This window comes from Ilumatobacter sp., assembly GCF_046290335.1.
In the GTDB taxonomy this organism is placed as follows: domain Bacteria; phylum Actinomycetota; class Acidimicrobiia; order Acidimicrobiales; family Ilumatobacteraceae; genus Ilumatobacter_A.
The window spans coordinates 383,909-397,503 of record NZ_JBKAGH010000004.1; the positions used below are offsets into that span (position 1 = coordinate 383,909).

Below are 13,595 nucleotides of genomic sequence, written 5' to 3' on the forward strand. Positions count from 1 at the left end.
GCCGGGGGCGATCGGCGAAGTTCGGGGAGAACTGACGCGAACGACTTCGTATCCTGGGCCGATGGCCACTCGGGCGACTGCAACGACGCCCTCGGGTCGGCGGGTCGAGCGCAGCGCGGTCTGGTCGATGGTGCCGGTGCTGGCGATGCTGCCGTTTTCCGCACTCGCACTGTTCGTGCTCTGGCTGCCGATCGGCCTCACCACCGATGTGACGTTTCTCGCGACAGCCATCGCCTACCTCGCGGTCGGCCCATTGCTGTTCGTGCGTCCGTTTCAGGTCAGGGTCCTCACCCCGCTGCTCGGAGCGAGGCGGCCGAGCAGCGACGAGGCCGCAGCGATCGAGCCACTGTGGGCAGCCATCGCACAGGCCAATCACCTTCCCGCCGACCGCTACGTCATCCGCATCCTGCCCTCCGACGAGCTCAACGCCTTCGCCTGCGGCGGCCACCTCGTCGTGGTCACGACGTTCGCGATCGACAACCTGAGTACGGCCGAACTGCAAGGCGTGTTGGCGCACGAGCTCAGTCACCACCTCGGGTTGCACACCATCGCCATCACGGTCGGGCACTGGCTCTCGGCACCCGTGCTGCTGATCGCCCGCATCGGGTTCTTTCTCGAGAACGTGGCGACGGCAGCGGCGCGCAGCTTCGGCACGAACTCGCCGCTGATCGACGCGCTCGGCACCGTCGCTGCGGCGGTGATCCGCGGGGTCTCGTGGATCTTCACGTTCGGTATTCGAGCCGGCGATGCGCTTGCGAACATCGTCGGGCACGAAGCCGAGTTCGAAGCCGATCAGCGGGCCGTCCGGATGGGTTTCGGACGCGAACTGGCGAGCGCACTGCGGCGAGTGCTGGCGAACGGCTCGGCGCCGCGGCCGGTTGGCTGGCGAGCACGCATCGCGGCGAGCCACCCCCCGGCGCGGACACGCGTCGCCCGGATCGAGGCGCTCTTGCGCCATCCGTCTCGCTGAGCTCGCACTGCCTCAGGCGGTGATCGGGGCGATGATGGCGTCGAGGAGTCGGGCCAGATCGGCGGGCGACACGGCGATGTCGAGGCCACGGCGGCCGCCGCTCACGTAGATCAGGTCGAAGAGTTCGACCGTTTCGTCGAGCACCGTTCGCAACCGTTTGGGTTGGCCGAGCGGGCTGATCCCACCGACGACGTATCCGGTGATGCGCTCGGCTCGCTCGGGGTCGCACATCGCAGCCTTCTTCGACCCGACCGCCGCGGCAGCGAGCTTCATCGAGACCATGCAGCTCACCGGCACGACCACGACGATCGGGTCGGCCGGTGCGTCACCACCCTCGACGTCGAGCAGGAGCGTCTTGAACACCTGCTCGAAGGGCAGACCGAGCGCGTCGGCAGCTTCGCGACCGAAGTCACGAAGCTCGTCGCCGCGGTCGTACTCGTGGATCTCGAAGTCGACTCCCGCAGCTTGGAGGAGACGGATCGCCGGGGTCACCAGCCCAGTCTGTTCGATCGGATGGGGCGCGGGCATGGTCGGTTGCGTCAGACTCGCGACGTGCGCCTGTCATCCGAACCGACGACCGACCCCAGCGACTACGAGTTCGCCCACCGGATTCGGGTGCGGTTCGTCGAGACCGACGCGATGGGCATCGTGCACCACAGCAACTACCTTGCGTACTTCGAGGAGTCGCGGGTCGCGTATCTGGCACACGTCGGGCATCCGTTCACGGAGTGGCGCGACGCCGGTCTGGAGTCGCCCGTGCTCGAGTCGTTCGTGGCCTACCGCCAACCCTGCCGCTTCGACGAGGTGATGACCGTGCATCTCCAACTGGCCTCCGCGACACGAGCGACGTTCCAGATGAACTACCTGATCACGGTCGACGGCGAGCCGCGTTCGACCGGCGTCACCGTGCACGGCTGCACCACCACGGCCGGACGGCCCACCCGCCTCCCCGCCTGGCTCGTCGACCTCGCCGCCCGCCGAACCCCCGAACGTCAACCTGGTGTCTGACACCACGGTGACGCCACGCTGCGTGGTCAACACCTGGGGTCAGACCCCAGGTGTCACGGCGGGGTGCGGGCAGTGACGGGCGCGCAGTGGCGGCTGGCGACCGGGTTGTTCGTGGTGGCATGGGGGACGAACGTGTCGACGCCGTTGATCCTGCGGTATCAGGACCGCCTCGACCTCTCCGACACCGGAGCAGTCGGCATCTTCACCGTGTACGTCGCCGGCATCCTGCTCGCGCTGCTCTTCGCCGGCCGCTCATCTGACCGGTTCGGGCGACGACCGGTCGTGTTGCCATTCACCCTGCTCTCGGCGATCGGTTCACTCGTGATGCTCGCCGGGCGCGACTCGCTCGTCGTGCTGTTCGCCGGCCGCTTCTTGCTCGGTGCCGTCAGCGGATCGATGCTGTCGGTCGGCACCGCCTGGCTCAACGAGCTTCCCAACGACCGGATCGATCGGTTGCGTCTCGCGACGATGACGACGCTGATCATCTACGCCGGGTTCGGGTTCGGACCGATCACGTCAGCGCTGTGGGACCGTTTCGGCGAGGCCCCGCTCGTCGTGCCGTATCTCCTCCACGCGGTGGCGTGCGTCGTCGTCCTCGCCGTCCTCATCACGCTCCCCGAGACCAAACCGCGCGACCCGAGCGTCTCGCTACGACCACGACTCGGTGTACCGGCCGAGGCGCGAGCAGGCTTCGTACGAGTGCTCGCCCCGTCGTCGGTCTGGGTCTTCGGCTTTCCGTCCGTTGGCTTCGCACTGCTACCCATCGTGTTACGCGAGGCGGTCGGCAGCGACGCCGAAGTGCTCGTCGCCGGAGCGATCGGCTCGCTCACCGCGCTGTCGGTGCTGCTCGCTCGCCCCATCCTCGACCGGATGGGCAGCGCCCGGCGGGCCATCCCGGTCGGAATGTGGAGCGGCGTCGCCGGCTACCTCGTGGGCGGCACTGCGTTCGTCACCGACGCCTGGTGGCTTGCGCCGAGCGCTGCGGTGTTGCTCGGGACGGCCTCGGGCGTGCTGATGAGCAGCGGGCTGGTGCTGACCGAGGAGATCTCGAACGACAGCAACCGCGGAGCACTCAGCGCGACGTTCTATCTCGCCGCGTACAGCGGTATGGCCATGCCGGTCGTGATCACGCTGCTCGCACGACCGACCTCGACCGCCGCGGCGCTGGGGGCGATCACCGTCGTCGCCGTCGTCGTGACGGCCGGAGTCACACGCCAGCTCCGCGTGCTCGGAGTCGAAGCCGCGACGTGAGGTTGGCTACGGTCGGCTCATGTCCGACGCCGCCGTTGCCTCGCAGATTCCTCATGTCGACTATCTCGTCCTCGACGACGGCGAACCCCATCTGATCGCACAGGAGTGCACCTCGTGCGGGGCCCGGTTCTTCGGCCGCCGCAACGCGTGTGCGGCGTGCTTCTCGACCGACTTCCGTACGACGGCGGTCGCCACCGAGGGCACGGTGACGGCGTTCACGATCGTCACGTTCGCGGCCCCCGGAGTGCCCGTACCGTTCGTTGCGTCCGTCGTCGACTGCGACGGGACGAGCGTCAAGGGCAACATCATCAACGTCGACCCCGACCCAGCGAACATCTCGACGGGCATGCGGGTTCGCCTGGCCACCTACTCACTCGGCACCGACGACAACGGCGTCGAGGCCATCGGCTACGGCTTCGAGCCGGTCTGACGACCCACTCAGACGCCCCACTCAGACGCCCCACTCAGACCACCGACTCAGAAAGGAGCCGCCTCCAACCGGATCACCGGCCGCCGCCGGGAGCGCCAGCGACCAACGCTGGCGTCCCGCCGACGTTTCGTCGACACCACACGACCGCACGGAGGCGCGACACATCATGATGGACATCTGGATCCTCGGGATCAACATGACGAAGTTCGGCAAGCACTTCGACAAAGACATCGTCGATCTGGGCGCCGAAGCGATGATGGCCGCGCTCGCCGACGGCAGCGTGACGATGGCCGACATGGGCATCTTGGCCGCCGGCAACCTGATGGGATCGGGCGGTATCGGCCAAGAGCTGCAGAAGCAGGTCGGCCAGACCGGCATCCCCGTCTACAACGTGTCGAACGCATGCGCCACGGGTGCCACTGCGCTACGTACGGCGATCATGGCGATCAAGGCCGGCGAGTGCGACATGGGCATCGCCGTCGGCGTCGAGAAATTGGCCGGTGCGGGCCTGCTCGGATCGAGCGACAACTCGCCGGGTGACGGCAAGCACGAGTGGACGCCGAAGGGGCGCGTGGGTGCGGTCACCGGCGTCGACGGCCGCATCGGCAGCGCGACGATGCCCGCTCTGTTCGCACAGATCGGGACCGAGTACGACCACAAGTACGGCGGCGAGGGCAGCCGCGCCGACTTCGAGTTGTTCGCCCGGATCAGCGAGAAGAACCATTCGCACTCCACGCTCAACCCGCTCGCCGCATACACCAAGGCGATGAGCCTCGAGCAGATCATGGGCGACATGATGATCGCCTACCCCAACACTCGCCCGATGTGTTCGGCCAACTGCGACGGTGCCGCGGCGGCCGTGGTGGTCAGCGGCGAGAAGCTGCGCACGTTGTCACTCGAACAGCAGCGCCGCGCGATCAAGGTGTCGGCGTCGGTGCTCACCACCGACCCGTACGAGGAGGCCTGCCAGGTGCTCCCCAACGTCAACACGCTCACCCGCAACGCTGCCAAGACCGCGTACGAGACCGCTGGCGTCGGCCCGGCGGATCTCGACCTGGTCGAGTTGCACGACTGCTTCGCCACCGCCGAGTTGGTCCACTACGACAACCTGATGTTGTGCGAGGAAGGCAACGCCGTCGACTTCTTCAAGTCGGGCGCGACCTGGCGGGACGGCTCGACCCCGGTCAACGTGTCCGGCGGTCTGCAGTCGAAGGGGCATCCGATCTCGGCGACGGGTATCGCCAACATCTGGGAGGTCTGCCATCACCTGCGCGGTGAGGCAGGCCCTCGCCAGATCGAAGGGGCGAAGGTCGGTCTCGCGCACGTGATCGGCCTCGGCTCCGCCTGCGGCATCCACGTCCTCGAGAAGTCCGGCCTCGGCGCGGCCTGACGAGCGGCGGCGGGCAGTCGTGACACCGTCGCGGCCCAACACGCCTCGCTGCCGGTTGACGGCCGGTTCACGGCTGGTTCACGGGATGGTGTAACCGTCACGGCATGCGCATCGTACCCGCCCTCGCCGCCCTGTCACTGCTTCTCGCCGCTTGCGGCGGCGGGGGTTCCGACGGCGAGCCCGCAGCGCTCGACGAGTCGACGACGACCGGCGCCGACACCACCACCGCACCACCGGAGACCACCGCACCCGAGACCACCGCGGCACCCACGACCGCCGCACCCGAGACCACCGCACCCGAGACCACCGCAGCACCCACCACGATCCCGCCGACCACGATCCCGCCCACCACGGCGCCGGCACCTGTCGAGACCGACGAACTCGGCCGCGTCCTCGGGACCTTCCCCGAGTCCGAGGCCGACGTCGACTACGCCAGCTACGACCCGCCGGAACGAGCGCTGGCGTTCGTGTCGACGTTGACGGGCAACTGCCGCGAGTACCGCCAGCACGATGCCCAGCAGACACGCTCCGCCGCCGCGTTCATGAGCGCCCTCCTCGACTTCGAGGTCGACGAGGTCGTCGACTACGCCGACTGCGGAGGCGCCGGGTTGGGCTACACCTACACCGGCCTCCAGTTCGTCGACCCCGCGACGGCGCTCCGTGTCGGCCAATCGTTGGATCCGGCGTCATTCATCGAGGGAGTGTGTGCGAACTCGGTCACGGTCGACGACATCGTGATCTTGCTGACCGGCACGACCTCGGTCGACGTCTCGTCAACCGCCGACGACCTGGTGGATTGGATCGGAGCCGGCGAGGTCACGACCCGCTGCACCATCGACGTCCGAGATCAAGCACCGGCGGCCGATTCCGGGTCTCCCACCGAGCCCGAAGCCGGGGGCGTCTACCCGGAGGAGCTCCGCACGAATTTCATCGACGCTTGCATCGGAGGAGGCGGCGACGCCGAGACCTGCACGTGCACGATCGACGAGGTCGCCAAGCGACTGTCGCTGACGGAGTACATCGAAGCCGAACTCGCGCTTGCCGAGGGGGCATCGCTCCCCGCTGAGATCACCGACTCGTTTGCGGCCTGCCTCGCGCAGTGACGACCCCCGGGGCGTCGCGTCACCAGTGTCGCGTCACGACCTCAGCGTCAGCGCGCCGTCGACGACGAAGATCTCGCCGCTGGTGTACTTGTTGCGCAGCAAGGCGAGAACGGCTTCGGCGCAGTCGTCAGCCGTCGCCGACCGCGGGATCGCCGCCATCTTGGCGACCGCTGCGTGCATCTCGGTCCAGTCTTCGGTCCACGGCGTCGCCACCAAGCCGGGGGCGACTGCGTTGACACGGATCGGGCCGTACGACTTCGCGAGGAGCTGCGTCATCTGATTGAGCGCCGCCTTCGTCATCGAGTAGGCCATCGACGAACCGACCGGGCGAACGCCTGCGATCGAGGTGATGTTGACGATGCTCGGATCGTCGGATTCGAACAGGTGCGGGATCGCCCGCTTCGTCAGCCACCACGTACCGAAGACGTTGACGTCGAAGGTCTTCTTGAAGATCTCGTCGGTCAGGTCGTCGAGGTTCTGGTGCGGGATCGAGGTGGTCCATCCGGCGTTGTTGATGAGATAGTCGAGGCGCCCGTAGCGCTCGATCGTCTGGTCGATCAGCGCGTGGCCCTGTTCTTGCACCGAGATGTCGGCCTGGATGTAGGTCGACTCCCCCGGCAGCGAATCGCAAACGGCCTGTCCCGCTTCGACCGACGACGACGAGTTGACGACGACCGTGGCCCCGAGGGCCGACAGACGACGCGCCGTCTCCTCACCGATGCCGCTCGATGATCCGGTCACGATCGCGACTCGGCCCTCGAACTCCGTACCAATCTCCGTGCTGGTCTCTGATGCGCTCATGCACGCGAACGTAGTGAGATGATGCGCCATGGCCGTCATCGATCATCTCGTCTACTTCGTTCCTCGGCTCGACACGGCCATCGACTGGTTCGACGACGAACTCGGCGTACGTCCGTCGATCGGAGGTTCGCACCCCGGGATGGGCACGCACAACGCCCTCGTGTCACTCGGCGACTGTTACTTGGAGTTGCTCGCGCCCGACCCTGAACAACCAGAGCCGTCGGCAGCCCGACCGTTCGGCATCGACGAATTGAGCGAACCGCGGCTGGTCACGTTCGCCGTGCGGCCGAGCCAGGTCGAGTCGCTCGGCGACGTCGCTGAGGCGATGCGGCGAGTTGGGCACGATCCGGGTCCGGCGACGACGATGAGCCGCCGCACACCGGCTGGCGTCGAGTTGCAGTGGACGCTCACGCTGCCGACGCTGGCTGCCGACGGCTTCGTCCCGTTCCTCATCGACTGGGGCACGACCCCCAATCCGGCGACGTCCGCCCCGGGCGGGGTCCGGCTGTTCGACTTGATGGGGACGACGCCTCACCACGAGTTCGCGAACGCCGTCCTCGACGCGATCGGCCTCGAGGAGATGGCCACCCACGGGACCGGCGGGCTCAGCGCGATCCTCGACGGCGCCATCGGCACGGTTCCCCTCGTCCTCTGACAGCCGTCACGAGCACCATGTCAATCTGGTGTCAGACACCACGTTGACGCCACGCTCCGTGGTGATCCGTCGCGGCGTCGACATGGTGCCGTTCTGCTGACGGGCTCCAGATCGCGGGCACCAGGTCGGCGGGCGCGGGATCGAGGCGGGTAGGTTGGCGGAATGGTGGTGACTCCCAGTGGGGCCAGCTTGCGGCGCGCCGAGGCGGTCGAACGGGTCAGACGCACGGCCCTCGACCTGATGACCGCCCAAGGGTTCGACTCGGTCACGGTGGAGGAGATCGCCCGGCATGCGCAGGTGTCACCGTCGAGCGTGTACCGCTACGTCGGCACCAAAGAAGCACTCGTCATCTCGACCGACCGACCCAGCACGTTCGCCGAACAGCTGCGCGCCGCGGAGGCAACGTCCACACCACTGGCCGCGTTCGAGCAGGCCGCACTCGACGTGTGGGGTACCGACGACGTCGCGCAGGAGATGCGGATCGTCGTGGCCAATCCCCCGCTCGTCCACGCCTTCGAACGTCAACTGCTCGACCAGCGCGACGCGGTCGCCGAGTTCTTCGCGACGCGACGAGGCAAGGCGAGCCCAGGGCTCCGCGACGACGCGCTGGCGGCAGCCGCGCTCGGCGTGCTGGCAGCGATGATCATTCGCTGGGGCCGGGCCAACGGTACGCCCAAGGCGCTCGGCAAGTCGCTGGCCAAGGGGCTCGCGACGATCTCTCCGCCCGCCTGAACGACGACCATCCGACGGCGTCGGCGGGCGCTGCTCGCTGTGCCACACTTCGGCCATGGGGATCAAGCGAGTGTTCGTCCACGGCAATCCGGAAACCGCGGCGGTGTGGATGCCGCTGCGTGATGCGCTCGTCGCGAGCGGCATCTCGTCCGACGAGATCGTCTGCCTGTCGCCGCCCGGGTTCGGGGCACCGCTCCCACACGACTTCGAGCCGGTGGCCGAGTCGTATCGCTCCTGGCTCGCCGACGAGCTCGACGAACTGCGATCCGGCGGCGACACCGTCGACCTCGTCGGTCACGACTGGGGAGCCGGCCACGTGTACGGCCTGCTCGCCGACCGGCCCGACGCGGTGCGCTCCTGGGCTGCCGACATCGGCGGGCTACTACATCCCGACTACGTGTGGCACGACGCTGCGCAGGCATGGCAGACCCCCGAGGTCGGCGAGCAGGTCATCGACATGATGGTGACGATGCCACTCGACGAACGCGTTGCGCTCTTCGAGGGCTTGGGCCTCCCGAATTCGATGGCCGCCGAAATGGCGCCAGCGCTCGATGCCGACATGGGTCGAGCCGTCCTCGCACTGTACCGGTCGGCGCCCGAACCCGAACTGCAAGCGCTGGCCGATCGTCTCGCCGCCACCACGCTGTCGCCCGGGCTGATCATCACGGCGGTCGACGACGCCTACGTGTCGGCCGACCTCGCCGGACCCGTTGCTCAGCGACTCGGCGCCGACGAGCTCCGTCTCGACGGGCAAGGTCACTGGTGGATGGTCAGCGATCCGCTCGGCGCCGCGGCCGGTCTGCTCGACTTCTGGTCGCGACTCTGATCGACCCGAACGAGCCTGCGATGATGATCCGATGACCACCATCGCCGCCGTGCTCCGCACGGGCTCCGGCCCGTTCACCATCGAAGAACTCAGCGTCGCCGACCCGAACGACGACGAGGTCGCGATCGAGATGATCGCCGCTGGCATGTGCCACACCGACCTGCTGTCGCGAGAGCTTCCACCGGAGTTCTTCATGGGTCCCCAGGTCTACGGCCACGAGGGCGCCGGCGTCGTCACAGCCGTCGGCGCGAACGTCACCGACATCGCAGTCGGCGACAAGGTGGTGCTGTCGTTCACGTCCTGCGGTGACTGCCCGGCGTGCACGCTCGACCGTCGGCCCTACTGCTTCAACCTCACGATGCACAACATGAGCGGCGGACGCCCCGACGGGACCTCCGCGTTCACCGACGCCGACGGGAATCGCGTCGGATCACACTTCTTCGGCCAGTCGTCGTTCGCCAAGCACACGGTTGCGGCACGCGACTCGGTGGTCAAGGTCGATCAGTCGTACGACATCGCGAAGTTGGGTCCCCTCGGCTGCGGCGTGCAGACGGGGGCGGGGGCAATCCTCAACACGCTCGACGTCCAACCCGGTTCGGCGGTCGTCATCGCCGGGGCCGGGGCGCTCGGGCTCAGCGCGGTGATGGCCGCCAAGGTCGCCGGCGCAGGCACGATCATCGCTGTCGACCGCCACGCCAACCGCCTCGAGCTCGCCGAGAAATACGGCGCGACCACGACCCTGAGCGTGCCGCCGGAAGAACTCGCCGGCGCGATCCAGCTCGCGACGGGCGGCGGCGCCGACTACGCCTTCGACACGACCGGCAACGCCGGCGTCGTCCGCGGCTGCTACGACGGGCTCAACAACATCGGCACGCTGGGGATGGCCGGCGTCGGGTTCGGCGACGTCACCTTCGACTTCCTCTCGATGATCGGCGGACGCACCATCACCGGCGTGATGGAGGGCGACTCCAAGACCCAGGAGTTCATCCCCTACCTGGCCAAGCTCAACGCCGACGGGCGGTTCCCGTTCGACGAGCTGATCACCGAGTTCTCGATCGAGGAGATCAACGACGCCGAGGCGGCGAGCGCGAGCGGCGCCGTCATCAAGCCGGTCCTGCGCTTCGACTGAGTTCGGCCCGCCGAGGCGAACCGTCGCAGAACACCCGTCGGTTGGTTGCCGACGGTACCGCGACCGCCGTTCCGGTACCGCTCGACCCCCGATCCGATCTAGTCTGACGCGATGGCCGTCACCCAGTTCGGACTCACCGACGAACAGCAGGCACTCCTCGAGGTCGCCGACCGATTCGGTCGCAACGAGCTCGCGCCGCTCGCCCAGAAGATGGACGACGACGAGTGGTGGCCGCCCGAGATCATGCGAACGCTCGGCGCGAACGGGCTGCTCGGCGCCACGATTCCCGAGGAGTACGGCGGCGCCGGCATGGGCATGCTCGAGTCCGGTCTCGTGCTGCAGGCGTTCTCCCGCTACAACCACGCGTTCGGGCTGAGTTGGGTCGCCCACGACAACCTGTGCGCGAACAACATCTACGCGAATGGCAACGACGACGTTCGCCGCAGGTTCCTGCCGAAGTTGTGCAGCGGCGAGTGGATCGGTTCGCTCGGTCTCACCGAGCCCGGCGCCGGCTCCGACGCCCTCGGTTCGATGCGCACCACCGCGGTGCGTGACGGCGACACGTACATCATCAACGGCTCGAAGCTCTACATCACCAACGGTCCCGTCGCCGACGTGTGCCTGCTGTACGCGAAGACCACGCCGAACGCCGGATCGAAGGGGATCACCGCGTTCGTCGTCGAAGCCGACACCCCCGGCTTCAAGGTCGCTCAGAAGCTCACCAAGATGGGCTTCCGCGGCAGCCAGACCGCTGAGTTGGTGTTCGACGACATGGTCGTCCCGGCCGAGAACGTCGTCGGCGAGGTCGATCAGGGCCACAAGGTCGTGATGAGCGGCCTCGATCTCGAGCGGGCGATGATCGCACTGATCAACGTCGGCATGTCGGAGCGGGCGCTCGAACTCTCCGTCGACTTCGCGTCGACACGAGAGCAGTTCGGACAACCGATCTCGGGTTTCCAGATGATCCAGTCACGTCTCGCCGACATGTACGTGTGGGTCGAGACGATGCGGACCTTCTGCTGGCAGGTGCTCGCCGAGTGCGACCTGCTCGAACACGGCGAGGCAGGCAAGGGAGAGATCCATGCTCGGTCTGCGGCGGCGGTGATGTACGCCGCGAACATGTGCAACCAGGTGCTCGACAACGCGGTGCAGATCCACGGCGGCAACGGCTATATCTGGGAATCGGAGATCAACCGGTTATTCCGCGGGACGAAGCTGCTCGAGATCGGTGCTGGCACGACCGAGGTCCGCAAGATGATCATCGCCGGGCACCTCCTCTCGCACTGACGCCCAACACCTGGGGTCAGACCCCAGCGGATCAACACCTGGGGTCAGACCCCAGCGGATCAACACCTGGGGTCAGACCCTGGGTGTTGGTGGTGCGGGTGGGGATGAGGAAGAAGACGCAGGCGACACCGAACGTCAAACTGCCGACGACGATCAGCGGGTCACCGTCGCGGATGCCGGCCCACGAGTACAACACCGCGCAGACGAGGAACAGGATCCAACCGAGTCGATGCAGCAGCGGCATGGCGTCACCCTAGGGCAGCCTCGACGACTCGACTCCGAAACAGCCTTGCTACAGGAAAAGCCGGTAGGCCGGGTTCTCGGTCTCGTTCCAGTAGCGGTAGCCGAGCGTCGACAGGAACTGTTCGAACTCGTCGTGATCCGACGGCGGCACCTGCATGCCGACCAGCACCCGCCCATTGTCGGAGCCGTGATTGCGATAGTGGAACAGCGAGATGTTCCAGTCCGGCTGCATCTGACGGAGGAACGCCATGAGCGCGCCCGGGCGTTCGGGGAAATCGAAGCGGTAGAGCACCTCGTCACGGGCGAGCGGCGACTTGCCGCCGACGAGGTGGCGAAGGTGCACCTTGGCCAACTCGTCGTCGGTGAGATCGATGGTCGAGAACCCGGCGCCTTCGAACGCTGCAGCGATTGCCTCCGCCTCGGCGCGGCGCTGGATGCCAACGCCGACGAAGACGTGCGCGTCGGCCTCCCCGCTGATCCGATAGTTGAACTCGGTGACGTTGCGATCACCGACCAAGCCCACGAATCGTCGGAAACTCCCCGGCGTCTCGGGGATCGTCACGGCGAACACGGCCTCGCGGTCCTCACCGATCTCCGCCCGCTCGGCGACGAAACGCAGCCGGTCGAAGTTCATGTTCGCGCCGCACGAGACCGCGACCAACGTCTCGCTCCCGATGCCGGTCGAGCGCACGTACTGCTTGGCCCCCGCGATCGCCAGCGCACCGGCCGGTTCGAGGAGCGTGCGCGTGTCGGTGAACACGTCCTTGATCGCCGCGCACGTCTCGTCGGTGTCGACCACCAAGATGTCGTCGACGTAGCGCTCGACGAGCCGGAACGTCTCGAGGCCCACCAGCTTCACGGCGGTGCCATCGGAGAACAGACCGACGTCGGCGAGTTCCACGCGGTGGCCGGCTTGGGCCGACTGCAGCATCGCCGTCGAGTCTTCGTGCTGGACACCGATGATCGCGATGTCGGGCCGCACTTGCTTGACGTACGCGGCGATACCCGAGATCAGCCCGCCACCGCCGATCGCCACGAAGATCGCATGAATCGGACGGCTGTGCTGACGCAGGATCTCCATCCCGATCGTCCCTTGCCCGGCGATGACATCGGGATCGTCGAACGGGTGCACGAAAGTGAGGCCTCGTTCGACCATCATCTCCTGTGCCTTCGCGTTGGCGTCGGAGTAGGACTCGCCGTGCAACACGATCTCGGCGCCGCGGGCGGCGACCGCGTCGACCTTGAGCTTCGGCGCGGTCGACGGCATCACGATCACTGCCCGGCAGCCGAGTCGGTTGGCTGCCAGCGCAACCCCTTGTGCATGGTTGCCAGCCGATGCTGCGATCACGCCACGAGCGCGCTCGGCGTCGGTCAGGTTGGCCATCTTGTTGTACGCGCCGCGCAACTTGAACGAGAACACTTCCTGCAGGTCCTCGCGCTTGAGCAGCACCTCGTTGCCGAGCCGCCGAGACAGGTCGGGTGCAGGATCCAGGGGTGTCTCGATCGCGACGTCGTACACCTTCGCGTTCAGGATCCGTCGGAGGTAGTCGACGTCGGGCATCGGCTCAGTCTGGCACCCCCGCACCGAACGCCACCGGAACCCAGCGCCATCAACGAATCGACCGCGACACCCTGCGACGAGTTCGTCGAGGAGCGCGAAGGTCACGACGCCCAAAGGTCATGGTGCCAGGCACGATGACCTCCGCGCCAGGGTCAAGGTGCAGGGTCAAGGTGCAGGGTCAAGGTGCAGGGTCAAGGTGCAGGGTCAAG

General features: G+C 67.3%; 15 protein-coding genes. 11 read left to right on the plus strand and 4 right to left on the minus strand.

All coding sequences use genetic code 11. The features are described from left to right. Positions 1-61: 61 nt before the first annotated feature. A complete protein-coding gene (locus ACE37B_RS17760; RefSeq protein ID WP_409924675.1) occupies positions 62-970 on the plus strand; it encodes a M48 family metalloprotease in 909 nt (302 codons plus the stop codon). Positions 971-982: 12 nt separating this feature from the next. On the opposite strand, the gene ybaK is transcribed toward ACE37B_RS17760, so the two are convergent. Continuing rightward, complete coding sequence (gene ybaK, locus ACE37B_RS17765; RefSeq protein ID WP_409924676.1) at positions 983-1,498, minus strand: Cys-tRNA(Pro) deacylase; 516 nt, start codon at positions 1,496-1,498, stop codon at positions 983-985. Positions 1,499-1,522: 24 nt separating this feature from the next. Here ybaK and ACE37B_RS17770 point away from each other — a divergent pair, with 24 nt between their 5' ends. The 5 genes from ACE37B_RS17770 to ACE37B_RS17790 all read left to right on the plus strand — a co-directional run bounded on the left by ACE37B_RS17770 (position 1,523) and on the right by ACE37B_RS17790 (position 6,152). Next, positions 1,523-1,978, plus strand: coding sequence for an acyl-CoA thioesterase (locus tag ACE37B_RS17770; RefSeq protein WP_409924677.1), 456 nt, complete (start codon positions 1,523-1,525; stop codon positions 1,976-1,978). Between the two features lie 72 nt (positions 1,979-2,050). Continuing rightward, entirely contained in the window at positions 2,051-3,229 is a 1,179-nt protein-coding gene (locus tag ACE37B_RS17775; RefSeq protein ID WP_409924678.1) for an MFS transporter, read from the plus strand. 19 nt (positions 3,230-3,248) lie between these two features. Continuing rightward, the gene (locus tag ACE37B_RS17780) at positions 3,249-3,659 is read left to right on the plus strand and encodes a Zn-ribbon domain-containing OB-fold protein (protein WP_409924679.1); all 411 of its coding nucleotides are present in this window, start codon (positions 3,249-3,251) and stop codon (positions 3,657-3,659) included. Between the two features lie 166 nt (positions 3,660-3,825). Then, positions 3,826-5,049, plus strand: a complete 1,224-nt coding sequence (locus ACE37B_RS17785; RefSeq protein ID WP_409924680.1) for a thiolase family protein — start codon at positions 3,826-3,828, stop codon at positions 5,047-5,049. Between the two features lie 104 nt (positions 5,050-5,153). Further along, positions 5,154-6,152: a hypothetical protein gene (locus ACE37B_RS17790; protein WP_409924681.1), complete on the plus strand. Its 999-nt coding sequence runs from the start codon at positions 5,154-5,156 to the stop codon at positions 6,150-6,152. Positions 6,153-6,185: 33 nt separating this feature from the next. On the opposite strand, the gene ACE37B_RS17795 is transcribed toward ACE37B_RS17790, so the two are convergent. Continuing rightward, a complete protein-coding gene (locus ACE37B_RS17795) occupies positions 6,186-6,953 on the minus strand; it encodes an SDR family NAD(P)-dependent oxidoreductase (RefSeq protein WP_409924682.1) in 768 nt (255 codons plus the stop codon). A gap of 28 nt (positions 6,954-6,981) precedes the next feature. Between ACE37B_RS17795 and ACE37B_RS17800 the strand changes: the two genes are divergently transcribed. From ACE37B_RS17800 to ACE37B_RS17820, 5 genes are all read left to right on the plus strand, one after another. Continuing rightward, positions 6,982-7,608: a VOC family protein gene (locus ACE37B_RS17800; RefSeq protein ID WP_409924683.1), complete on the plus strand. Its 627-nt coding sequence runs from the start codon at positions 6,982-6,984 to the stop codon at positions 7,606-7,608. A gap of 162 nt (positions 7,609-7,770) precedes the next feature. Then, positions 7,771-8,340: a TetR/AcrR family transcriptional regulator gene (locus tag ACE37B_RS17805; RefSeq protein WP_409924684.1), complete on the plus strand. Its 570-nt coding sequence runs from the start codon at positions 7,771-7,773 to the stop codon at positions 8,338-8,340. 55 nt (positions 8,341-8,395) lie between these two features. Next, on the plus strand, positions 8,396-9,166 hold the full coding sequence (locus ACE37B_RS17810; protein ID WP_409924685.1) for an alpha/beta fold hydrolase: 771 nt from the start codon (positions 8,396-8,398) through the stop codon (positions 9,164-9,166). A 31-nt stretch (positions 9,167-9,197) separates the two neighbouring features. Beyond that, positions 9,198-10,295, plus strand: a complete 1,098-nt coding sequence (locus tag ACE37B_RS17815) for an NAD(P)-dependent alcohol dehydrogenase (protein ID WP_409924686.1) — start codon at positions 9,198-9,200, stop codon at positions 10,293-10,295. A 111-nt stretch (positions 10,296-10,406) separates the two neighbouring features. Further along, entirely contained in the window at positions 10,407-11,582 is a 1,176-nt protein-coding gene (locus ACE37B_RS17820; RefSeq protein ID WP_409924687.1) for an acyl-CoA dehydrogenase family protein, read from the plus strand. 31 nt (positions 11,583-11,613) lie between these two features. Here ACE37B_RS17820 and ACE37B_RS17825 read toward each other — a convergent pair whose 3' ends face one another. Together ACE37B_RS17825 and ilvA are read right to left on the minus strand one after the other, a co-directional pair. Next, positions 11,614-11,826, minus strand: a complete 213-nt coding sequence (locus ACE37B_RS17825) for a hypothetical protein (RefSeq protein ID WP_409924688.1) — start codon at positions 11,824-11,826, stop codon at positions 11,614-11,616. A gap of 48 nt (positions 11,827-11,874) precedes the next feature. Further along, complete coding sequence (ilvA, locus tag ACE37B_RS17830; RefSeq protein WP_409924689.1) at positions 11,875-13,386, minus strand: threonine ammonia-lyase, biosynthetic; 1,512 nt, start codon at positions 13,384-13,386, stop codon at positions 11,875-11,877. Positions 13,387-13,595 lie beyond the last annotated feature (209 nt).

Excerpts from the sequence above, each read along its gene's own strand:
- ACE37B_RS17815 (WP_409924686.1), top strand. The coding sequence starts at position 9,198 with ATGACCACCATCGCCGCCGTGCTCCGCACGGGCTCCGGCCCGTTCACC.
- ACE37B_RS17780 (WP_409924679.1), top strand. The coding sequence starts at position 3,249 with ATGTCCGACGCCGCCGTTGCCTCGCAGATTCCTCATGTCGACTATCTC.
- ACE37B_RS17810 (WP_409924685.1), top strand. The coding sequence starts at position 8,396 with ATGGGGATCAAGCGAGTGTTCGTCCACGGCAATCCGGAAACCGCGGCG.
- ACE37B_RS17820 (WP_409924687.1), top strand. The coding sequence starts at position 10,407 with ATGGCCGTCACCCAGTTCGGACTCACCGACGAACAGCAGGCACTCCTC.
- ACE37B_RS17795 (WP_409924682.1), bottom strand. The coding sequence starts at position 6,953 with ATGAGCGCATCAGAGACCAGCACGGAGATTGGTACGGAGTTCGAGGGC.
- ACE37B_RS17790 (WP_409924681.1), top strand. The coding sequence starts at position 5,154 with ATGCGCATCGTACCCGCCCTCGCCGCCCTGTCACTGCTTCTCGCCGCT.
- ACE37B_RS17785 (WP_409924680.1), top strand. The coding sequence starts at position 3,826 with ATGATGGACATCTGGATCCTCGGGATCAACATGACGAAGTTCGGCAAG.
- ybaK (WP_409924676.1), bottom strand. The coding sequence starts at position 1,498 with ATGCCCGCGCCCCATCCGATCGAACAGACTGGGCTGGTGACCCCGGCG.
- ilvA (WP_409924689.1), bottom strand. The coding sequence starts at position 13,386 with ATGCCCGACGTCGACTACCTCCGACGGATCCTGAACGCGAAGGTGTAC.
- ACE37B_RS17805 (WP_409924684.1), top strand. The coding sequence starts at position 7,771 with ATGGTGGTGACTCCCAGTGGGGCCAGCTTGCGGCGCGCCGAGGCGGTC.
- ACE37B_RS17825 (WP_409924688.1), bottom strand. The coding sequence starts at position 11,826 with ATGCCGCTGCTGCATCGACTCGGTTGGATCCTGTTCCTCGTCTGCGCG.
- ACE37B_RS17800 (WP_409924683.1), top strand. The coding sequence starts at position 6,982 with ATGGCCGTCATCGATCATCTCGTCTACTTCGTTCCTCGGCTCGACACG.
- ACE37B_RS17760 (WP_409924675.1), top strand. The coding sequence starts at position 62 with ATGGCCACTCGGGCGACTGCAACGACGCCCTCGGGTCGGCGGGTCGAG.